Raw genomic sequence first — 22,464 nt, forward strand, 5'->3', positions numbered from 1 at the left:
ATGAACAAAAGAAATGATAGTATTATTAAATGGGCAATTAATAGAATTGAAAACAATTATAAAGATGATGTTAGCCTTTTACTTTCTTATGGTTCCTATGTAAACGGTACTGCTAATTCACTGTCAGATGTAGATTTCTATTTTATACCTAAAACAGAACGTGCATATGAATTGTGCACAACATTTATTGTGGAATCAGTAGGATTTGATTTATTTCCTATGTCTTGGGAAAGAGTTGAAGGCCTGGCAGAGCTACAAGAGTGTTTAACACCACTTCTCGCTAATGTGAATATACTTTATTGTAACTCTTTGGAAGATAAGCATAGATTTGAAGAATTACAAAATAAATTAAATAAAAATATGAATAATAAAGATTTTATGTTAGAAAAAGCTTCTAAAGAGCTAGACAGTTCTATTAGCCTTTATGAAAGAATGATGTTTGAAGATTATATGTGTGATATTAGAACATTAGCAGGAAAGATAGCAATGTCTTTATCTAATGTTGTAGCTTATATAAATCAAACATATTTCAGCTGTGGATTAAAGAAACAAATGGAAGACTTAAAGAAATTTAAAAGTGTACCTGATGCTTTTATATCACTGTATGAGTCTATTGTAAAATCAAACTCGGAACAAGAAATCAAAAATTATTGTTATAAAATGATAAAGAACACAAGAATTTTTTTGAATAGTAAAATTGAAAAACCAAGAGAAAATGAAAAGAAAGCCAACTATGAAGACTTAGCCGAGTTATATAAAGAAATTATTTCCCAATGGAATAAAATTTATGTATGTTGTGATAGTGGGGATTATGTTTTAGCATATATTTCAGGTACATGCCTTCAAGATGAATTAAATGCAGCTTCAATAGAAAATAGGTTAAACAAATTTGATTTAATGAGTTCCTATAATGCTAAAGAACTAAATAAATTCAAAGAAAGAGCAATTCAGTTACAAAAAGACTTTGTAAAAGTAATTGAGGACAATGGTGTTATTATTGAATCATATAACACTGTAGACGAATTTATAAATAAGAATTAAAGAATATTAATATGTTACTTAATAAGACCAGCAATTCAAATCGCCGGTCTTTCCTTTACCTAAAAATCATACATATCTAACTATTTTTCAAATAAACTTCCTAAACCACCAAGTATGCTTCCTTGATCTGTTGATTTACCTCCACCTCTTGGTGCAGATGCATACACTTTAGATGCTAACTTGCTAAATGGTAGACTTTGTATCCATACATCTCCTGGACCTGTTAATGTAGCAAAGAATAATCCTTCTCCTCCAAACACAGCATTTTTAAAGCCTCCAACAAATTGAATATCATATTTTATATTTTGAGTCATAGCAACCAAACATCCTGTATCTATTTTAAGTATTTGGCCTGGTGCTAAAGTTTTCTTAATTATAGTTCCACCCGCATGTACAAATGCTAATCCATCACCTTCAAGTTTTTGAAGAATAAAGCCTTCGCCTCCAAAGAAACCTGTCCCTAACTTCTTAGTAAGAGCTATGCCTATACTAATTCCCTTTGCACAACATAAAAGAGCATCTTTTTGACAAATTAAAGTTCCACCCATATTCCTTAAATCCATAGGTATAATTTTACCTGGATAAGGTGCTGAAAAAGAAACTTTTTCCTTTCCATTACCGCTGTTAGTAAATGCAGTCATAAATAGACTTTCACCAGTTATAGTTCTTTTTGCTGCGGCTCCAAGCTTACCCCAAAGTCCACCACTTTCACTTTTTTCACTTCCATCTCCAAATATTGTTTCCATAACAATGCTATTATCCATCATTAACATTGCTCCTGCTTCAGCAACTACAGTTTCTCTTGGATCTAGTTCAATTTCAACAAATTGCATTTCATTTCCATGAATCTCATAATCAATTTCATGTACCATATCATAAACCTCCTTTATTTAAATAATTTTTAACTTACATAATTATAATACTACTTTCACCTATTTAATTGTATTTATTCCACAAAATTAATTTTTGCCTATTTTAGATTTTTTGTTAAACTTAAATATACCACATACTAATAAAACTATTAATAATGAAATTATAAATAACCAAATCTCTATTGGAAGGTTAAATACCCCCTCTTGATTTTTAGGCTGAAGCTTATATAAGCATCCCAATTTACTATCTAAAACATAAAATGAATCATTATAAAACTTAATTTTCTCTATATTACTTTTGTTTCCAAGATCAATTATTTCATTTAATATACCATCATTTGTTAACGCGTATAAACGACCCTCTTTATTATCTGCAAACACCATTGTATCTTTCAAGAAGAATTCTCCTGTTGTATCTATTGCAAACCCTTTTAATGATTTCACATCTATATGCTGATATATTGGAGCTGATGGGGTTTTAGTCGGATGATTTTCTATTAAAAAATCTACCTTTTTGCCATCTGTGAATCTTGGTGAAGTTATGGGGTCTCCCCCACTATAATCTGGCCACCCATACCAAGCGCTTTTCTTAAATTCATATATATAATCCTTATCATCTTTAATAGGCCTTGGTCCTATATCTTCCATACCACCAACTATTCCCTTTATTTTCCCATTACTATCAATATCAAATCCATTAATATTTCTAAGCCCATGAGCGTATATAGATGTTTTTTTACTTTCAAAATCATAAGCCATTATAGAGCCATTTCCAAGTTTATTATCTTTCACCTTTTCACCTTTTTCTGTATTTACTGCAAAAGGTGAAAAAATACCGGTTTTATTTTCCCCATAATTAACGCCTGTTAAAGATAATTCTATTCCTGGTTTATCATAGGCACCACCTTTTTCATTAACTATTCCTGAATTTGTATTAGTTCCGATAGATAAATAAAGTACATTATCTTTTACTAACAACTTCGTCTCCTTATTTATTCCAGTATTTGGTATATCTCTTATCAAATCTATGCTCTTATTATTTTTAAGATTATACTCTACAACTCTATTATCTGTTGCTATAAATAATCTATTGTCACTACATAAAATATCAAAGATATCAAAATTATTTTCTTTAATAATTACTTCATCTTTTCCATTATTATTTATTATTCTAATAGTATCTTTAAAGCCTATATATAAATTTCCATCTTCATCATAATCAAAGCTTTTAGCACCTTCATAACCCTTAACATTTATGGACCAATCTATATTTTGGTAAATTACATCTAAATTATACTTACTAGTAAATTTAAAAATTCCAAAAGCTACTGTTACAATTATAATTGAACCTATTAAAAATTTCATAAACTTCTTCATGGTCCACCCTCCTTCATCCTATACTTATTTATATTTTTTAATAACCAAATTATTACTGTATATTAAAAATTATCATAATTATATCTTATTTAGAATAAACATTAAGGCAGCTGAAAAAATAATAAGCCAAGGTATGCTGTATATTTTTAGTCAAAGGAGGATATTCCTCCTTTAATAAAGGGAGTGATATAGCTTTGAGAAAGGATAACTTTGCAAAAAATTCATTTTTGCTAACTGCATCAAATATAACAACTGGAATTCTGGGATTTATATTTTCTATATATTTATCCAAAACTTTAGGTTCTGTAGGTATGGGTCTTTATAGTCTTATAATGCCTATTTACAATTTGTTTATTTGTCTAATGACAGCTGGCATTATAGCCGCAATATCTCAAATATCAGCTGTATATACTGCAAAAGGAGAAATGAATAATTTAACTAAGACTGTTAGAAGTGTAGCTTTTTTTAATATTATATGGGCAGTTATTATAGGTATAATAGTTTTCTTTCTTGCACCTTTTATAAGTAAATATGGGGTTAACGATATTAGAACAGTTAATGCAATAAGGGTTACTTGTCCTGCTATGGTGTTTATAGCCTTATCAAATATTTTAAAAGGTTATTTCTTTGGAGTTTCTAAAATAGCTATTCCTTCTTTTATTGATATTTTGGAAAAGGCAATGAGGATAATAACAATAGGTCTTTTAGTCTTTATGTTTAATGCTACAACTTTAACTTCTCTTGTTACTTTAGCTTATATATCATTAGCCATAGGAGAACTCCAAAGTTTATTATTATTATACATATACTATAGATATGTATGTGGTAACACTCCTAAAACTAATGAAAAGCCCGAAAGACGTTCCCAATTATTATTTAATGTACTTATTATTTCTTTACCTCTATGTATTAATGGGTTCTTAGGTAACATTTTTGGTACTATTTCCACACTTATTGTTCCACATAGATTAGTAGCTGCAGGATTTGAATCTTCAGTAGCTCTTGGAATGATTGGTAAATTTACTGGCATGGCTTTTGCAATCATTGGATTTCCTATGATTGTAATTGGATCTATAAACTCACTCATTATTCCAGATCTTTCACAAACATTAAGTCGTGGTGAGTATTACAATGCTTCCATTCGAATAAAAAAAGTTCTTAAAATAGCTTTTTTACTTGGACTTGCAACAACTATAATTTGCAACATAATTCCAGATTCTTTAGGAATAATGTTTTTCTCTAGAGATGATTTAGGACAATATATTAGAATTGGATCTCTTTGTGCTCCTATATTCTTTACAGCAAGTTGTACTTTTGGAATACTTAATGGACTAAATAAACAAGGTGTAATTCTTAGAAATTGTTTAATAACTGCTGCTCTAGAGCTTGTATGTTTATATATTTTCATAGGAATTCCTAGTATTAATATTTTAGGCTATGCATTAACATTATTTATAACCTCAACAGTAACATTAATTATAAATATGTATGAAGTGAAAAAACATCTAGAATTAAATTTATCTAAGTATAACATAGCAATATTTTCACTACTTGCTATATTAACATTCTTATTTTTGAACATACTATCTAAGACTATTTTATCTGATTTATTTATTATTAAAAATTTAACTATTATTTTAGGTACATTTGCAATTTTTGCAGTATTAAGCTTCTTTGGTATTGAGGAAGATTAATTTCATAGATGTATCTAATAAATATACCAACATTAACCTAAGATACCTTCAAAAAAATAACATAAAAGACTATTGGGCACACCAATAGTCTTTTATGTTATTAAATATTTAAATTTAGATAGTTAGAGATTTGAAATAAAAAATAAGTTAAGGATTTAAATGAAATTATCCAAGTTGCTTTCTTATCCCTCTTGGCATTAGTGTATATAACCTTGGAGAAACCATATCTAAATCTATTTTTCTTATTCCACCAAAATACACCATTACAACTAGATAAACTACTCCACCTATAGCCATTAGAATTATTGTTCCAATAGCTGTTACTAATCTACCTTGAACTCCTAGAATACTAAATACTCTAAATAACGGAATCCTTATAAAAATAATAGTAAAACTCATTACTATCGATGATATTAATGGCACTATTGATTGTCTTATTATTGGAATTTTAATTTTAAATGTTTTTTGAAGCTTAATATGATTTATTACTAGCGGTATTCCAAATGCAAGAAAATTACCAATAACAGCTCCCATTATATTTATATCCGTAATTCCAACTAATAAATAATTTGCAATAAATTTAGCTAATAATCCAAGGCTTGCTGTTGCCATTATTAAATAAAACTTATTTATTCCTTGCAAAATAACATTTTGTATAGTTGTTATAGCCATTAATATTAAAGCTGCTGATCCAAACATTAATAATTCATATCCAGTAGTTTTATTAAATAAGAATACATATATCTCCTTACTTAAAATCGCAAGTCCAAATGTTGCGGGTATTGTTATTATGTATGTAAGCCTAAATGAATAACTCATTTGTTTTCTTAAATCTTTCTTATTTCGCTCAACAAATGCCCGTATTATCCGTGGAAACATTGATGTACCTAGGGCAGTTACTATTGTTAATGGAACATAAATAAGTGTTTTATACTGACCTAAAGTCCCGTACATATCACTCGTTGCTGTAAACCCTGCAAACTCTAATCTATTTGTCACAGTAAACATATCTACCATTCCTGCAGCATTTTGTATAGCTGCAACTAATGTAATAGGTAGTCCATATTTAATAAGTTTTCTAATTATTTTTTTATCCGAAACTTTCTTCTTTCCCGTATCTAATGCATAAGCTTCATCTTCATAATTTCTCTTTTCGTATATATACATAATATATATAATAGCAACTATAGCTCCAAGCGAAGTACCAATGGTAGCTCCTGCACTTCCCCACTCTTTGTCACCGCCACCTACTTTTAGTAATAAAAATGCACATACTAGACTTAAAACTACATTAACTAGTTGTTCAATTATAGATGATATAGCAAGTGATTGCATATCTTCTATACCTTGCATATATCCTCTATAGGCAGATAAAACTGCTGCAAAAAAAATAGCCGGTGCTAAAAACATAAAAGTAAACCCACCGCTACCTTTACTAACCATATTTGCTAAAGGAAAGGCTATTATCATAAATAATGCAGATATTAAAAAACCTCCAATAGCCAAATATTTTCTAGCTAACTTCATAGCTCTTAATGCATCTTTATGATTTCCCAAAACCCTCAGTTCTGTAACAACTTTTGTAATGGCAGGCTGTGCGCCAAAACTACTTATAGCAAATAAAAATATGAATACATCATATCCTTTGTAATATATTCCATATCCATCAGTACCTATCAGTCCTGTTAAAAGTGGAACATATAATGCAGCTAAAATTTTCCCTAATATTCCTGCTATTGATAATATTAAAAACCCACGCCCTGCTGATCTCTCTTCCATAATGAATCCCCTTATCTTGCCAAAGTTCTAAAAATAAATTCCCATTCTCTTTATATTTAGACATCTTGAAAAAATAACTAGTAAATATACTAGTCTAATTTTTCAGATGCCTTCCCAAAATATTTATATAACCCTAATATCTTATAACATCTTAAATTTTTATCTAAATTTAAATACGTCTGTTTTTATTTTCTTAAATATTGGAGGTAAAGCTGCTGCAACTGTTTTATTATTTAAATACTCCATTTTTCCTGGTGCATCTCTAAATATTAGTTTATAAGCATAAAGGAATTGATAATTTAAACCAAACTTACTAGCAAAGAATGAATTTAGTTTTTTATCTCCATATTTATTGTCTCCAATAACGCCATGACCTAAATGAGCCATGTGTGCTCTTATTTGATGACTTCTACCTGTTATTAAATCAATTTCCACTAATGAATATGCTGTATTAGTTTGAATTGTCTTAACTTCCATAGCTATTTTTTTTGAATTTGGAATTTCTTCATCATATACTTTTGATATATTTACATCTTCATTCTTTTTAATATATCCTGTGTATATTCCATCTTTAACTTTTCCTGTAACTAGAGTCATATAGTATTTTTCAACTTTTCTCTCTCTAATCATTTCATTTAATGTTCTTAAACCTTCAAAAGTTTTACCAAACATAACTATTCCAGAAGTATTTCTATCTAATCTATTACATGATGCTGGAGTAAATGTAACTTCTTTATCTGGAAGGTATGCTCCCTTTTCATTTAAGTATGATAATACAAAATCAGTTAGAGTTGGTTCTTCACTCTTTTGATCTGGATGTATTAATACTCCTGGCCATTTTTCAACAACTATAAGATTATCATCTTCATATATTATCTTCATTCCTGTGGCATCTACTTTTATAAACTTAGGCTTTTTGTTTATTTCTTCTTGATTACTTTTTAAATATTTTATTTCTATAATATCATTTAACTGTAGAGCATAATTTTCTTTTTGCTTTTTACCGTTAATTCTAATATCACCTTTTCTTAAAGCTTTAAAAATAGCGCTTAGCGGAACATCCGTTAATAACTTTCTTAAAAATTTATCTAATCTTTGGCCTGCTTCATTTGTACCTATTCCTATTATCAAACTAAATCACTCCTAGCATTTTATACTCTAATTTATATTTTCCCATTCTTATAGATTAATATTAATTTAAGTTATTGTCAAATAATTCGACACTAACTGACATTGAATAGCTATTCCTACCGCAATTGCATCCTCATCTATATCAAAAAGGCTACTATGGGCTGGATAACTCGTGTGTTTTTCATTATTCCCAGTACCTAGGAAATAAAATACCGAAGGTCTCTGTTCTGCAAAATATGCAAAGCTCTCCACTCCCATCTTGATATTTTCCTGATTTAAAATATTTTCATTACCTATTATAGTTTCTGCGGACCTCTTTAAAATACTAACCATATTATCATCATTATAAAGAGATGGGTACGAATCTTCTATTTCAATTTCGCAGGTTCCTCTTGAATATTTACAAACACCTTCAACTACTTCTACTACTCTATTTTTTATAAACTCTCTGTCTTCTTTTATTAGTGTTCTTATAATCCCTTTTATATTAACCTCTTCTGGGATTACATTTTGAGCCTTCCCCCCATGAATTGAAGCAATTGTTATAACTGCTGGGTTTGCAGCATTAACTTCCCGACTTATAATATTTTGAATAGCAAGCACTACGCTACTTGCTATGACAATAGGGTCTACCGTGGTATGAGGATAAGCTCCATGACCACCTGATCCCTTTATTTTTATTTTAAAGGGATTAGATGATGCATTAACAACACCACTTTTGACCATTATTTTTCCACATTCTATAGTTTCTTCTACATGTAATCCACAAATCACATCAACACTTGGATTTTCTAAAACCCCTTCTTCTATCATAAACCTTGAACCACCCACTGTTTCTTCTGCTGGTTCAAAAAAAAGTTTCACATTTCCACTGAAAAAATTTCTATTCTTATTTAAAATTTTTGCAACGCCTAGGAGTATGGCTATATGAGCATCATGTCCACAAGCATGCATTCTTCCATTTATCTTTGATGAGTAATCACAAGTCTTTTTATCATCCATTGGCAACCCATCTATGTCACTTCTAAGTGCTATGGTTTTAATTGGTCCTGGTTTTTCGCCCTTTATAATTCCACAAACTCCAGTTTTAGCAACCTCTATAAAAGGTATTCCCTCATCTTTTAAAAATGTTTTTATTAACTCTCGTGTTTTAAATTCTTCCATTCCTATTTCAGGATACTTATGAAGTTCTCTTCTAATTATTATTAGCTCTTCTTTTATAGTATTTGCTTCTTCTTTGAAATTAATCATGTTCCCTCCCTAAACTAATTGCTCCAGAATACTTTTATTATATCTTGATTTTTGATTTTATCCGTATAGCTTGCATTCTCTTCATTTAGTTTAAGATTAATTGTCCCATTTGCTGATTTTAAATCAAAGTCTATAAAATTAAATATGTCTACAAATATATATTCTTGTTTTCCGGTTAGAATAACTTTTTCTGAATTAACAGTAACAACTATATCTAAATAGTTATCTCTATCTTTATCAATAGATATTTTGGGATTTATAGTAGTTATTACATCTTTACTAGTAGTTAACATTTCTCCATCTATTAATTTATATTCTTTTTCTAAACATATTCCTGATTTATATAATGATGTTTCTTTATTAAGTATATACTTTTTAATATCGCCTATGGTTTTAGGCATTATTATCTTAACAACATCATCATTTTTTATAAACTCATCTAATTTAACACTTTTATTATTTATGAAAGCCTTTGGTTCAATGTTTATAATCTCATCATTTATATAAATACTTATACTCATGAACTCTTTAATTTGTTCCATAACTTTTGGTTTTGCATCTTTTCCATTTTTCGCAAATATAATATTAATTTTTGCACCTTCTTTAACCTTATAATCTAGTGCTGCTAATGTTTTATTAAGCTCTATAACTGGATTTTCCCCTTTTTCCCCAAATGCTATTCGTTTATTTTTATTTAAAGTATATCTTATATTTTTCCCTTTTTTAGCAATAAGCATAGATGGGTTAATACCAGCTTGCAGTAGCACGTCCATTATAGTATGTTCATGAGAATTAAACATGCTTATTGGTGATCCATTTAGAATAATATCTATAAAATCATTTCCTGCATTTTTAAGTGCTACTAATGCAATTCCAAGTACTGTTACTCCCGCTGATCCAAGTCCATTATTACTAATACAGTCTATTACAGCCGTTCTATCTTTTATTGCAATTCTTTGAAGTGGTAAATTTACAACTTCACTTATTTGTTCAATAAGACCTGGAGTATGTGCTCCCCCACCAACTAAGAATATTGCACTTGGTGGTTTATTACCATTTAGTTCCTTCACTTTACTCCCTATGCTTTGTGCAATTTTCTTAACAACTGCTTCTATTGTTTTTTTTATATTTTCAGATTTAATAGAATTTTCAAATCCTAGAACATCTGTATATGTAATTTCTTCATCGATTCCTATTCGCCTTTTCATATTTTCAGCAGTATTAAAGTCTACTAAATATTCCTGGGCTATAGCTTCTGTTACTTTATCTCCAGCTTGTGGAACCATTCCAAATGATGAAATAGTCTCATTTGAGCTAATTGCTATATCTGATGTTCCTGCACCAATATCTATTAATGCTATATTTAGAAGCCTCAATTTTTTAGGAACTACAGCTTCAATAGCAGCAATTGGTTCTAATGTTAAATTATTAACTCTAAGACCTACTTTCTTCATAACTGTATATAATGAATCTACAACTGACCTCGGTAGAAATGTAGCTATAACCTCTACTCCAACTGATTCTCCCTTATGACCTATTAAATTAGAAATCACAAATCCATTTAAGTAATAATTAGTAACTGAATAACCTACACAATATAATTTCCCGTTTGTAGTTCTATTTATTTTCTCTTCAGCTTTCTTTACTGCTGTAAGCTCTAAGCTTCTGATAATATCTTTTGTTATTTCTTCTTCTATATTTAAATCCATTGTTCCCTTAGAGTTAATGGTCTTCAAAAATCGTCCCGCAGCTGCAATTGAAACTTGATCTACTTTAAATCCTACTTCTTCTTCAACTTGCTTAAGAATAATATTTACTCCTTTTGCCACAAGATCTATATCATGAATTTGACCATCAATCATTGCTCTTTCTTCGTGTTCTAAATATTTCTCACATATAACTTCAAATTTATCTTCTTTAACCACACCTAATGTACCTATCATGGATCTTGTCCCTATATCAAGTGCAAATTTCATATCATTATTATTCATTCTTTTACCTTCTTTATTAAGATAGTAGGTCTATATAATTCTATAAACCTACTAAAATTATATCGTATAAAGTTTTAACATTCAATCAATTACTAGGTTTCTTTAGCTAATTATGAAATTATAGGTATAAAAATAGGCTATCTTACGATACCCTACTGTATTTCCCACTATTCTTCATCCATGTCTTCAATAATTTTTTCTATAATCTTATCTATAGTTACATCTTTAGTTTCTAACTCTAATTCTAATATATATTCTTCAAACTCAACTTGTAAAACCCCTTCGGATTTCACTGTATATTTTATAATTTCTTCCTTAATCTCTTCTCTTAATTCTTTCTCTTCTTGTTTATTCATATGATTTTACCTCACATTCTTTTTAATATGACTTACTATTATCTAATATACTTCTTTGAACACAAAGTGTAAAGTCTTATTTGTACACCTTTTATAAAAATGAAAAATCATTACATAAGGACTTTTTGCAAATAATTTGTTGTTTTCTTTCATCTTCTTAACTTACAATTATTATTAAATTATTTTCCATTAAAACCTTTAATGAAAAAGATCTTATAATATCTACATCAAAGTTTATACGAACCTTATCGCCTTCAATATTTTCTACCTTTCCATCACCATGAGTTCTATGATGAATATAATCTCCGATTTTCAATCCATAATGATCCACTTCCGATTCTTTGCTAAAGTTTCCTTCTGCTATAAATCTTGATGATTCTTTAAATTGTCCTCTTATTGTTTTTGGCGAATAAAGATATAAGTTATTTATTGCTCTTGTAATTCCAACATAGAACAATCGCCTTTCCTCTTCTAAATTTTTTTCTATTGAGGATTTATGTGGCAATGTTTCTTCTGCGCAATTTATCATAAATACATTTTTAAATTCCATTCCTTTTACCCCATGTATAGTTGAAAGAATTACGCCCTCTTTATTACCCTTACTTTTCTCTATTTGTTCCTTAACATTTTCAACATGTCCAAATAGTTCTATTATTGTTCTAAGACCTTCTGCTGCACTTTTAAATTCCTCTAAAACATCCTCTAAGTCATCTATACTTTGATTATATTTTTCACCGTAGTTTTTTAAATACTCACTATATTTAAGATCAGAAATTATATACTGAATTGCAGATCCTAGAGATAGTTTATTTAAATATTGAATTTCCTTTTTTAAATCATTTAGCTTTTTAGCTTGAAAAGGTGGAGTATCTTTTTTATTTATAAGAATATCAAAAGGATTATTATCTTCAAAACTTGATTTAACACTTTCAAGACTGCTTTTACTTATATATCTAAATGGTTTATTTATAACATGTACAAAGCTAGCCTTATCTTTTATATCAATAGCCAATCTAAGATAGCTTAAAATATCTTTGCATATGAAATGTTCAAAGAAATTATATCCTTTATCTAATAAAATAAATTCTATTTTTCTTTTTGTAAAAACATCTATTATGCTTCTAGCTTCCATATTAGTTCTATATAACACTGCATTTTCAGTTATATTATCATAAGATTCTTTCACAATCGTAGCAATTTCTTCACCTTGCATAGTTTCGCTGTATGGCTTTGAATATTTTATTATCCCATCACTTTCATTAAACGCCTTAATTTCTTTTTTATTTCTATTTTCATTATTTTCAATTACATACTTTGAATTTTCAACTATATTTTGTTTACTTCTATAATTTATAGATAAATATACCTTTTTGCCCTTAGGAAATAACTCTTTGAAAGTTACCATGTATTCCGGCCTTGATCCTCTAAATGAATAAATACATTGATCCTCATCTCCAACTGCAAAAAGTTCATTATTTTCATTAATCAACTTTAAAAAATTAACTTGAATATCATCACAATCTTGAAACTCATCAACTAAAACATAGTTAAATATATCTTTATACTTTTTTAAGATACTTTTATTATTTTGAAATAATTCTATTACTTTAATTGATAAATCATCAAAATCCCAAAGTTGATTTTTTTTCTTATATCCTTCATACCCTTCATAGCATTCATCGAAAATATCATTACTTATGGACGGTATAAAGTTCCCTCTTTCCATAAGAGATGTTTTAAATGTAGAAATATTGTTTAAAACTTCTTTTATTTTATCTTCACTAACTTCATCTGAATACTTCGCTAGTACTGCTTTAACTATTCTATGGGATATTCCACCTTCAATAATTGCTATATTATATCCTTCCTTTAAAAGTATTTTATAAAACAATCCATGAAAAGTCCCAAAAAAAGGTGACTTATCTCTATTAAATAAGTTCTTGTATCTATTTCTCATATTATCAGCTGCAGCTCTAGTAAAAGTTATAACTATTATATTACCTATTTTCACCTTTAAATCTATAACTAAATGATTAACCCTATTTATTATTACTGTAGTCTTACCAGAACCTGGCGCTGCAACTACCAGTACATTCTTTTCTTTTATATAAACAGCTTCTTTTTGATATTTATCTAATTTAACTTCCATAAAGTCTCCTTATTGATTACTAGCATTGACTATTTTCTAGATTAGGGTGCCGAAAGAAAATAACAATTTAAGTTATTCTTAGTATTAAAGTTCACAATAGTTTTATACTATTAATTATTTAATTTTTATAAATCTGTACATAAGCAAAAGCAGTGTATCTCTAGTTGAGATACACCACTTTTAATAACTACTCATTTTCTTAAAAAAATCATACTCTCCATGCTTTTCTTGTGAATATGCAAAATTTTCATTTTCTATATCCTTATATGCTATTTTAGTTTCGTCTAAAACCTTTTTAAACGGACACGCCTCTTTTTGTGAGACCATTCCATTCATTGGACACTCATCATAACAATTAACCCTTTCTTTTTTTGTTGACCAAAATGGACACTTACTCATAAAACTCCCCCCAATCCCCATTGAAACCGAAATCATAGATACATTATAGTATAATTCCTTTTAAAAACAAAGCTTTTTTTAAATATTACATGAATAAATTATCTATTAATAAATTATCTATTAATATTTAACAACTTTGAACCCCATTCAATTGATGCTAAATAAATTTCCCCTAATTTATCTATATTTACTTTAGTCTTACTTGATATAATTTGAATCTTTTCTTCATCCATGTTTTCATAAGCAATTACTAAATTAAGAATATCACTATAAATATTATCTTCCCCAAGCAAAGCAGCTTTTCCTTCCTTCCCAATTGGAAGTTCCTCTACGACATCAATCAATGACTTATCCATTAACATATGAATATCTGAAAATAATCCTACCATAAATGCTAAGTCTTTATCATTATATCCTTTATTTTCTGATATTAGTTCACACATTCTAGCTCTAATAATTATATTATTTGCATGTTCTTCTCCTATATTCGAATTCATTTCCGAAATTGAAATTATACACAGCCACTTTCTTAATTCATTTGTTCCAATAAGCATTACTGCATTCTTTATTGAAGAAACTTCTTGAATAAAACTAAAATAAGCTGAATTTATAAATTTAATAAACTTATACGTTAACCCTATATCAGACTTAATTAAGTTTTCCATTCTATTAATATCATAATCTTCTTTCATAAGTTCTATTATTACATAAAATATTGTTCTATTTTTTGCTGCAATATCTTCACTTTCCATTACTGTTGGCTTGCTAAAATAATATCCCTGAAAATAATCAAAACCTAGACTCTTTGCCTCAATCATTTCATTTTCTGTTTCTATTTTTTCTGCTAACATTTTAATATTCTTATTTTTTAATTTTTGTATAATATTTATTCTTTCAGCTTTATTTGATAGTTTATAATCTATTTTAACAATATCTATAACTCCTAAAAAACCTTCTACTTGTTTATATGTACTTATATCATCTAAAGCTATGGTATAACCCTTATGTCTTAAAAACTTTAAATTTGCAATTATTTCTTTTGTTGGTTCTACGGTTTCTAGCACTTCAATTATTACTTTATTCGGTGGTAATAACGTTGCCATATTACTATTGATAACTTCTTCTGGAAAATTAATAAAAGCTAGTTTATTCTTTGTTAAAATATTTAATCCAAAAGATGATATATTTTGCATAACTTTATATGTTGCTTCTTCTTGTTTTTGATTTTTATCAAATTCATTTTTTAAAGAATTTCTATATAGAATTTCATATGCAACTATTTTTGTATTTTTATTATAAATAGCTTGTCTTGCTAAAAAAATTTTCATAGAACCTCCTTAATATTTTATTAGATAATTATACAATAATAATAATATTTTTGGAAGTTCTTAATTTTTTTGTATTTTTCTTTTTCATATAAAAAATCTACTTCACCTGTTTTAATGTATTTTTTGAAGCGACTTAAATGCCTAAATGAAAAAAAGATAGAACATTAGCTCTATCTTTAATTCATTATTATAATTAATCATTTAGGACTATTCAAAATAAAATAGCTTAATTCGCTTATAATTTTTTAGCAGAACTATTCTTAAATACTGATATATTTATTATTTCGTTTTGGAAAGCCTTAAGTAAAGCTTTTTCTAAAACCTTTTGTTGATCGAAATTTTCAATATCTCTACATTCTGCAAAAACCTTATTTAATTCTCCACTTACATTTCTATAAGTTAAAGTTACATGTGGTTTATCATATTCAACATTTATTATTTTTAATCCCCAAGCTATTTGGGCATATTCTCCATTAGTTGTTAAATGAGTTAACTCTTTTAATTTTTCTTCATCTTGACCAGGTTCATTAACTATTATTAATTCGTCGCCTACTTTATACTTTGACATTATAATTCCTCCTAAAAAGTTTAATATATTTCCATATTTTTTATTTTTTATATTACTTTATTATATTTATATGATATTATAAATTACATAAGATATAGGTAATTTATATTTCCTTGTTTTTCTTTGTTAATTAATTAACAACTGCCTTTATATTAACATACGGTTTATAAGTTTGCAACATTATTTTGAATATTTAGTTTAATAGCAATGCATCCAATATTAATATTAATTATTACTTCATTTGATTTACTAATTAATACTAATTGACATTGTCTTTATAATTGAATATAATTAATCTAATAATATAATAGGGTGGTGTCAAATGGATAATATAATTTCTATCTTCAAAGAAAGAAAATTAAAACTTACGCCTCAAAGGTTAGCAGTTTATAAATATCTAATGAGTACAAAAGAACATCCTTCTGCCGAAATTATTTATAAAGCACTTCAACCAAATTACCCAACAATGAGTTTAGCAACTGTATATAAAGCTGTTAAAACTTTAGTTGAAGTTAAATTAGTTCAAGAAATAAATGTCGGTGAAGGAAATTTCAGATATGATGGGAATCCTAAACAACATGCTCATATCCAATGTTTATCTTGTAGTAAAGTTGATGATTTAGAAGATGTCTCTTTCAGTAATCTAAATCAAACTGCTGAAGATAAATCAGGTTATAAAATCTTATCTAACAAAGTATTTTTTTATGGAATATGTAAGGAATGCCAGTAATCTACTTAACTAAGTAGATTACTGGTCTTTTTTTATTTGAATGCACCTTAATATCTATTTACTTTGAATTTATATATATTATTTGACATATACTTTATTGAGGTGATTGCATGTCTAAATTTATTGTTATAAAGAAGAAAAGTATTTTTTCATCTTTAATAGTATTTCTAATAATACTTTTTTTATTATTTTCTTTTTATTATATATATAGAGATAATAAAAATTCGCAAAATACAGTTGCAAACATTAATACTAATACCGAAACTTCTTTAGACTTAAATGGAGATGGAGAAAAAGAAACCTTAGAAGTTATTCTAGAAAAAAATACATATGTAGTAAAAGTAAAAACCGCTTCTAAGGATTATATTTTACAACCTAGTGATAATTCTAAAATACTCGGAGAATTTTCTCCTAATTGGCCATTAAGATTTAATACATTAGATCTTTCACGTGATGGGATACCTGAAATTATTATTACAACTTTTAAAGATAATAAGCCTATTAACTATATATTCACTTGGAATAAAACTGACTTTTTCAATATATACACTTCCTCTAATAATATCTTAGGTATATTAGATTCAAATAATTCTAGAACACCTAAGATATTATCAATTTCCTCTAGTGAAGGTAATAGTTCTACTAATTCTTATATTTTTAATGGGAAATCCCTTAAAGATACTACTTTCTCTAAAACTAATGTTCCAAATTTAAATTTGGTTCAATCTTTTATTGATCTTATAGAATATCCTTATGAGTTATCTGATGCTCCGGATATATTTTCTTCAACAATTAATAATAATGAATTAGGTCTTCTATGGAATTTATATAAAGATACTTATACTTATTCTTTTCAAAATGGCTATTTCTACGATAGTATCTGGGATGACAGCGGTAATATAACAACTATTAATTGGTGCTTATCATTTGAAGAAGTAAATAAATTAGATTCTTCAACTGAAAAAAAAGAACTATTCCTATATTTAACTATAGAAGTAGATTCCTCTACCCAATTAAAAATATCAGCCATAAAAAAACGTTTATAATATTAACAACCCAATAAAAACCAGATTAAACTAAAAGGCCGCTTTCGCGGCCTAAAAGGGGGATGGGGGGGGGTTTAGCCTTAATAAAGATTTCTCTTTATTTGCTATAGGAGAATATTTTCTCCGGTACATTAATAGTATTGACTGCATCATTTGTTTTTATACATTTTTTTATTTTTCTTCAAATAAGCCCTTATGATAAAGTTCTATTACTTTATCTATAAATTTCACCTTATCATAACTCACTATCTTTCTAAGAGATAATAGCATTTCTAAATTCTCATCAACTTCTATATCAGTAATGTTCTCTTTATTTCTACTCTTCTTATTATATCGACCATTATCGCGTTCATTATTATTATATTTAATATTTGTACTTTCTTGATTTTGTATATTATTTTGCGTTGATTGTGAGTTCCCCATATTAGCAATCATATCTTGAATTGAGGATAGTTCTTGATTATTTTGTCCTCCATTCATACCAGACATCATATTTTTAACAGATCCAATATTTATGTTATTTAAATCAAAACCATCTTTATTCATAGCTGATAATATATTTCCTATTTGACTCATATCTATATTTCCCAGCATCCCATTAAGTTGTGATGGATTAATCCCAAAAGGATTATTATCTAATTTACTACTTAATTTCCCTGATTTATTTTGACACTTTGAACACTGACATTCTTCTGATTTATTTCTTTCTCTTTTTTTTGACATTTAGGATCCTCCCAACAAATTCCTTACTAATTCATTATATGTATATTTATTAAATATGTTTATAATTTAGGACATTTTTTTGGAGGGCTATAAGCCCTCCATCTTTTATGCTATTAACATGACCCAAGTAAATTAGATATTGAATCGCCACCGCATAATAAGAATAATAAAATTATTAAAAATGAACTGTTAGAACATAATAATCCTGATGAACAAGCTATTAACAGGAATATTATTGGAGTAATTCCACCACCTAACCCGCCTAAAATACCTCCATCACTATTTCCACAACAAGGCATACATTCATAACCATCTTTACAGCATTTTTTTGACATATCTATCGCTCCTTTCTTAATAGAACTCTTTTATTTTTTATTAACAACAACCAAGTAAATTTCCAAATCCACCCAATCCACCGAATCCACTGTTTCCACAATCTCTTCCACTACCATTACAAATGAATAATATAACTAATAAGAATAAATAGAATGAACATCCACCTTTTGATTCATTGTGTTCACAGCAACAATCATTTTTTTCTTTTTCACAACAACAATGATCTTTTTTCTTTACACAGCGATAACAGTCCTCATAAGATTTACCTTTTGATCCTGAACGACTATAAAGTAATATTAATAGTATCCATATCCAGCATCCACCACCAAACCCTGCATTACCTCCTGTATTACAATTTGGCACACAATTTGGTGTACAATTTGGTGTACAATTTGAACTTTCATCTCCACAACCACATGAATTTAAGCCGTTTAGAATTTCATTCATTTCCATAGTTTGTTCCTCCTCAAGGTCTTTATTTTTTTTTGTTTTATAGTATATACTATGATTAGTACTTAACTTTGACACTGTTTTTCTCTTAAAAGTTTTATGTTTTTCTATAAAAAAATAAGAACCCCTAAAGTTTGCACTTTAGGGGTTCTTAGGCATCTTCGAAAAAATAACAAGCTAATATTCTAGTCTATTTTTACGTATGACTTACTGTATTATTCTATCTCATTTTCTTCTTCTACTAATCCTTCAAATAAATAATTAATTAATTCATCTTTTCCCTTTTTGTTTAAAGAAGAAAAGAAATAGAACTTATCATCTTTTGTTAGACCCATTGTATCTTTAATTATTTTTTCAGATTTTCTTAACTCATTATTAGATAATTTATCACTTTTAGTAGCTACAACTATAGCTTCAATATCAAAGTGCTTTACCCAATCATGCATAATTAAATCATCTTTAGTTGGCTTATGTCTTGAATCAACTAATAAAATAACTCTCTTAAGTTCTTCTCTATCAGTTAAGTACATTTCTATAGTTTTTCCCCAACTTGCTTGTTCTGTCTTAGAAACTTTAGCATATCCATATCCAGGTAAATCTACTAAATGGAATTCACCTTCATTTATCATAAAGAAGTTTATAAGTCTTGTTTTACCTGGTGTTTGACTTACTTTTGCTAAATGTCTTCTATTTGCTAAGGCATTTATTATTGAACTCTTCCCAACATTAGATCGTCCAACAAAGGCCACCTCTGGAAGTCCATCTACAGGATATTGTTCTCTTTTAACTGCTGATATTTCAAATTCTGATTGTTTAATTCTCAATGGTATCCACTCCAATTAATGCATTATTTAATACCTCTTTAACATCTTCTACTAAAATAATCTTTAACTTATTTTTTATAGAATTCGGTATTTTAATTATATCTTTTTCATTTTGTTTAGGTACTATTATTGTATCTACACCACTTCTTTGCGCTGCTATACTCTTCTCTTTTAATCCACCTATAGCAAGTACCTTTCCTGTTAGTGTTACTTCCCCAGTCATAGCTATATTTCTTCTTATCTTTTTGTTAGATAAAGCTGAAACTATCGCTGTAACCATAGCTACTCCCGCTGAAGGTCCATCTTTTTTAATAGATCCTTCTGGAGCATGTATATAAATATCTGTATTTTTATAGAAATCCGCTTCTAATCCATACTTGTTTGAATTTGAACGAACATATCCTACTGCAATTTTAGCAGATTCTTGCATTACTTCACCTAACTGACCTGTTATTTCTAACTTACCTGTTCCCTTCATTACGGCAACTTCTATTGGCAGAGTTGTTCCTCCGTATGCCGTCCATGCCATACCATTAACAACACCTACTCTATCTTCCTTATCTATCTTATCATAAGTATAAGGTTTAGGTCCTAATAACTTTTCAAGTTTACCTTTTGAAATAATTAACGACTCCTTGTTTGTCTTTAACATTTCAGTAAGTGATTTTCTAATTAACTTCCCTATAACCCTTTCTAGCCCTCGTACTCCAGATTCTATTGTATAACAATTTATTACTTCATTTATTATACTATCTGAAATTTTAATATTTTCTGAGGTTAAATTATGATTTTTAAGAACCTTAGGAATTATATGTTTTTTAGCTATATGGAACTTTTCTTCATAGGTATACCCTGATACTTCTATTATTTCCATTCTGTCATATAAGGGTCCTGGTATTGTGTCTGTTGAATTAGCTGTAGTTATAAATAAAACTTCCGACAAGTTAAAATCTAACTCTAAGTAGTTATCTCTAAATTCTTTGTTTTGTTCTGAATCTAAAACCTCTAAAAGTGCATCTGCCGGATTTCCTCTTTGATCTGAATTGAGCTTGTCTATTTCATCTAATAGTATTAATGGATTATTAGATTTTGCCTCTTTCATAGCATATATTATTCGTCCTGGTATTGCACCAACATAAGTTTTTCTATGTCCCCTAATCTCTGCTTCATCTCTTAATCCACCTAATGAAATTCTAACAAAATTTCTACCTAATGCATTAGCTACAGATTTTGCTATAGAACTCTTTCCTACTCCTGGTGGTCCAACTAAACATAAAATAGGTCCTTTTAAGCTATTAGTGTGCTTTTTAACTGCAAGATACTCAATTATTCTTTCTTTAACTTCTTCAAGACCATAATGCTCTTCATCTAAGTATTTTGAAGCCTTTGTAATTTCAAAGGTATCTTTAGTTTTTGTTCCCCACGGAAGATCTAATATCCAATCTAAGTAACTTCTAATAACATTTCCCTCTGATCCCTGACCTTCTGATGCTTTTAATCTAGAAATTTCATACAAAGCTTTTTCTTTTACATTCTTCGGAAGTTTAGCTTTCTTTATTCTTTCCTCGTATTTTATTATTTCCTTTTTTTCATCATTATCTTCGCCAAGTTCTTCTTGAATAATTTTAATTTGTTCTCTTAAATAATATTCTTTTTGAACCTTATCCATAGAGTTTTTAAGCTTCTTATCTATTCTTTTTTCAACTTTTACAATTTCAATTTCATTATTGATTATTATAATAAGCTTTTCTATTCGTTTTATAAGATTTAATTCTTCTAAAACCCCTTGTTTTTTCTCGTCTTCTACTAACATATATGCTGAAATTACATCTACTATTTCATCATAATCCTTTATTTCTTCAAATATTTTTAATATATTTGATTTTTCATTTTCTGACATTTTAATATATTTTGCAAAGCATTTTTTTAACGTTCTAATATATGCCTCTACACCTTCATATTCTTTGTTCTCTAATTCCTCTAAGTTTTCTATATTAGCTTCTATATATTTTTCATTACCTGTAATCTCTATTAGTTTAGCTCTTTCTATACCTTCAACTAAAACTCTTATTACGTCATTTGGTAACTTTAATAGCTGCTTAATTTTACATACAGTACCTATAGTATATAAATCTTTTAATTTAGGCACTTCATCTTTTATTTTTTTTTGTGTTACAAGAAATACCTCTACATCTTTCTCCATGGCTGATTCTAATGCTGTGATTGACTTTTCCCTAGCAACATCAAAATGTATAATCATACTTGGAAAAATAGTAATTCCTCTTAAAGGAATTAAAGGCAGAGTTATTAAATTATCATTCATTTATTTTCCTCCATCCTTTAAAATAAATTATTTAACTTTTCTAGTATACACATAATTTATTAATTTTTCAATATTTCCAGCTATAAAAATCCACAA

At 28.1% G+C, this 22,464-nt stretch carries 20 protein-coding genes; 4 read left to right on the forward strand and 16 right to left on the reverse strand.

Translation table 11 applies throughout. The annotated features are described in order from the left end of the window. Positions 1–1,041: a hypothetical protein gene (locus tag J1C67_RS02555; RefSeq protein ID WP_167865682.1), complete on the forward strand. Its 1,041-nt coding sequence runs from the start codon at positions 1–3 to the stop codon at positions 1,039–1,041. An 80-nt stretch (positions 1,042–1,121) separates the two neighbouring features. Here J1C67_RS02555 and J1C67_RS02560 read toward each other — a convergent pair whose 3' ends face one another. Beyond that, on the reverse strand, positions 1,122–1,913 hold the full coding sequence (locus J1C67_RS02560; protein WP_089968895.1) for a TIGR00266 family protein: 792 nt from the start codon (positions 1,911–1,913) through the stop codon (positions 1,122–1,124). A gap of 87 nt (positions 1,914–2,000) precedes the next feature. Then, positions 2,001–3,290, reverse strand: a complete 1,290-nt coding sequence (locus J1C67_RS02565; protein WP_167865683.1) for a PQQ-dependent sugar dehydrogenase family protein — start codon at positions 3,288–3,290, stop codon at positions 2,001–2,003. Between the two features lie 194 nt (positions 3,291–3,484). On the opposite strand from J1C67_RS02565, the gene spoVB reads away from it, so the two are divergent. Beyond that, positions 3,485–4,984, forward strand: coding sequence for a stage V sporulation protein B (gene spoVB / locus J1C67_RS02570; protein WP_089968892.1), 1,500 nt, complete (start codon positions 3,485–3,487; stop codon positions 4,982–4,984). 165 nt (positions 4,985–5,149) lie between these two features. On the opposite strand, the gene J1C67_RS02575 is transcribed toward spoVB, so the two are convergent. The 9 genes from J1C67_RS02575 to J1C67_RS02615 form a co-directional block, all read right to left on the reverse strand. Next, positions 5,150–6,763: a putative polysaccharide biosynthesis protein gene (locus J1C67_RS02575; protein WP_089968889.1), complete on the reverse strand. Its 1,614-nt coding sequence runs from the start codon at positions 6,761–6,763 to the stop codon at positions 5,150–5,152. 159 nt (positions 6,764–6,922) lie between these two features. Then, on the reverse strand, positions 6,923–7,894 hold the full coding sequence (locus tag J1C67_RS02580) for an RluA family pseudouridine synthase (RefSeq protein WP_089968887.1): 972 nt from the start codon (positions 7,892–7,894) through the stop codon (positions 6,923–6,925). A 66-nt stretch (positions 7,895–7,960) separates the two neighbouring features. Further along, the gene (locus tag J1C67_RS02585) at positions 7,961–9,145 is read right to left on the reverse strand and encodes a M20 metallopeptidase family protein (RefSeq protein WP_089968884.1); all 1,185 of its coding nucleotides are present in this window, start codon (positions 9,143–9,145) and stop codon (positions 7,961–7,963) included. 14 nt (positions 9,146–9,159) lie between these two features. Next, on the reverse strand, positions 9,160–11,136 hold the full coding sequence (locus J1C67_RS02590; RefSeq protein WP_167865684.1) for a cell division protein FtsA: 1,977 nt from the start codon (positions 11,134–11,136) through the stop codon (positions 9,160–9,162). A 167-nt stretch (positions 11,137–11,303) separates the two neighbouring features. Continuing rightward, complete coding sequence (locus tag J1C67_RS02595; protein WP_167865685.1) at positions 11,304–11,492, reverse strand: hypothetical protein; 189 nt, start codon at positions 11,490–11,492, stop codon at positions 11,304–11,306. Between the two features lie 157 nt (positions 11,493–11,649). Next, positions 11,650–13,641, reverse strand: coding sequence for an ATP-dependent helicase (locus J1C67_RS02600; protein ID WP_089968876.1), 1,992 nt, complete (start codon positions 13,639–13,641; stop codon positions 11,650–11,652). Positions 13,642–13,821: 180 nt separating this feature from the next. Further along, positions 13,822–14,040, reverse strand: a complete 219-nt coding sequence (locus J1C67_RS02605; RefSeq protein ID WP_089968874.1) for a hypothetical protein — start codon at positions 14,038–14,040, stop codon at positions 13,822–13,824. Positions 14,041–14,153: 113 nt separating this feature from the next. Further along, the gene (locus tag J1C67_RS02610) at positions 14,154–15,368 is read right to left on the reverse strand and encodes an EAL and HDOD domain-containing protein (RefSeq protein ID WP_167865686.1); all 1,215 of its coding nucleotides are present in this window, start codon (positions 15,366–15,368) and stop codon (positions 14,154–14,156) included. 235 nt (positions 15,369–15,603) lie between these two features. After that, positions 15,604–15,936, reverse strand: coding sequence for a hypothetical protein (locus J1C67_RS02615; RefSeq protein WP_089968869.1), 333 nt, complete (start codon positions 15,934–15,936; stop codon positions 15,604–15,606). Between the two features lie 322 nt (positions 15,937–16,258). Here J1C67_RS02615 and perR point away from each other — a divergent pair, with 322 nt between their 5' ends. Beyond that, on the forward strand, positions 16,259–16,666 hold the full coding sequence (gene perR, locus J1C67_RS02620) for a transcriptional regulator PerR (RefSeq protein ID WP_089968868.1): 408 nt from the start codon (positions 16,259–16,261) through the stop codon (positions 16,664–16,666). Positions 16,667–16,776: 110 nt separating this feature from the next. Beyond that, positions 16,777–17,712, forward strand: a complete 936-nt coding sequence (locus tag J1C67_RS02625; protein WP_167865687.1) for a hypothetical protein — start codon at positions 16,777–16,779, stop codon at positions 17,710–17,712. Positions 17,713–17,883: 171 nt separating this feature from the next. Here J1C67_RS02625 and J1C67_RS02630 read toward each other — a convergent pair whose 3' ends face one another. From J1C67_RS02630 to lon, 5 genes are all read right to left on the reverse strand, one after another. Next, a complete protein-coding gene (locus J1C67_RS02630; protein ID WP_167865688.1) occupies positions 17,884–18,435 on the reverse strand; it encodes a hypothetical protein in 552 nt (183 codons plus the stop codon). Between the two features lie 113 nt (positions 18,436–18,548). Continuing rightward, a complete protein-coding gene (locus J1C67_RS02635; protein ID WP_167865689.1) occupies positions 18,549–18,770 on the reverse strand; it encodes a hypothetical protein in 222 nt (73 codons plus the stop codon). A gap of 40 nt (positions 18,771–18,810) precedes the next feature. Next, positions 18,811–19,224: a hypothetical protein gene (locus J1C67_RS02640; protein ID WP_167865690.1), complete on the reverse strand. Its 414-nt coding sequence runs from the start codon at positions 19,222–19,224 to the stop codon at positions 18,811–18,813. A gap of 212 nt (positions 19,225–19,436) precedes the next feature. Next, positions 19,437–20,045 (reverse strand): ribosome biogenesis GTP-binding protein YihA/YsxC, encoded by a 609-nt coding sequence (gene yihA / locus J1C67_RS02645; protein ID WP_089968855.1) that lies wholly within the window; start codon positions 20,043–20,045, stop codon positions 19,437–19,439. Next, positions 20,035–22,368: an endopeptidase La gene (lon, locus tag J1C67_RS02650; protein WP_089968853.1), complete on the reverse strand. Its 2,334-nt coding sequence runs from the start codon at positions 22,366–22,368 to the stop codon at positions 20,035–20,037. The genes yihA and lon overlap by 11 nt, the downstream gene beginning before the upstream one ends. Positions 22,369–22,464 lie beyond the last annotated feature (96 nt).

It is taken from the genome of Clostridium gasigenes (genome assembly GCF_017348895.1).
GTDB classification, from domain to species: domain Bacteria; phylum Bacillota; class Clostridia; order Clostridiales; family Clostridiaceae; genus Clostridium; species Clostridium gasigenes.

Bases quoted from the DNA above. Each gene is read 5' to 3' on its own strand.
- J1C67_RS02555 (WP_167865682.1), top strand. From the start codon at position 1: ATGAACAAAAGAAATGATAGTATTATTAAATGGGCAATTAATAGAATT.
- J1C67_RS02560 (WP_089968895.1), bottom strand. From the start codon at position 1,913: ATGGTACATGAAATTGATTATGAGATTCATGGAAATGAAATGCAATTT.
- J1C67_RS02565 (WP_167865683.1), bottom strand. From the start codon at position 3,290: ATGAAGAAGTTTATGAAATTTTTAATAGGTTCAATTATAATTGTAACA.
- J1C67_RS02575 (WP_089968889.1), bottom strand. From the start codon at position 6,763: ATGGAAGAGAGATCAGCAGGGCGTGGGTTTTTAATATTATCAATAGCA.
- J1C67_RS02585 (WP_089968884.1), bottom strand. From the start codon at position 9,145: ATGATTAATTTCAAAGAAGAAGCAAATACTATAAAAGAAGAGCTAATA.
- J1C67_RS02590 (WP_167865684.1), bottom strand. From the start codon at position 11,136: ATGAATAATAATGATATGAAATTTGCACTTGATATAGGGACAAGATCC.
- J1C67_RS02595 (WP_167865685.1), bottom strand. From the start codon at position 11,492: ATGAATAAACAAGAAGAGAAAGAATTAAGAGAAGAGATTAAGGAAGAA.
- J1C67_RS02600 (WP_089968876.1), bottom strand. From the start codon at position 13,641: ATGGAAGTTAAATTAGATAAATATCAAAAAGAAGCTGTTTATATAAAA.
- J1C67_RS02605 (WP_089968874.1), bottom strand. From the start codon at position 14,040: ATGAGTAAGTGTCCATTTTGGTCAACAAAAAAAGAAAGGGTTAATTGT.
- J1C67_RS02610 (WP_167865686.1), bottom strand. From the start codon at position 15,368: ATGAAAATTTTTTTAGCAAGACAAGCTATTTATAATAAAAATACAAAA.
- J1C67_RS02615 (WP_089968869.1), bottom strand. From the start codon at position 15,936: ATGTCAAAGTATAAAGTAGGCGACGAATTAATAATAGTTAATGAACCT.
- perR (WP_089968868.1), top strand. From the start codon at position 16,259: ATGGATAATATAATTTCTATCTTCAAAGAAAGAAAATTAAAACTTACG.
- J1C67_RS02625 (WP_167865687.1), top strand. From the start codon at position 16,777: ATGTCTAAATTTATTGTTATAAAGAAGAAAAGTATTTTTTCATCTTTA.
- J1C67_RS02630 (WP_167865688.1), bottom strand. From the start codon at position 18,435: ATGTCAAAAAAAAGAGAAAGAAATAAATCAGAAGAATGTCAGTGTTCA.
- J1C67_RS02635 (WP_167865689.1), bottom strand. From the start codon at position 18,770: ATGTCAAAAAAATGCTGTAAAGATGGTTATGAATGTATGCCTTGTTGT.
- J1C67_RS02640 (WP_167865690.1), bottom strand. From the start codon at position 19,224: ATGGAAATGAATGAAATTCTAAACGGCTTAAATTCATGTGGTTGTGGA.
- lon (WP_089968853.1), bottom strand. From the start codon at position 22,368: ATGAATGATAATTTAATAACTCTGCCTTTAATTCCTTTAAGAGGAATT.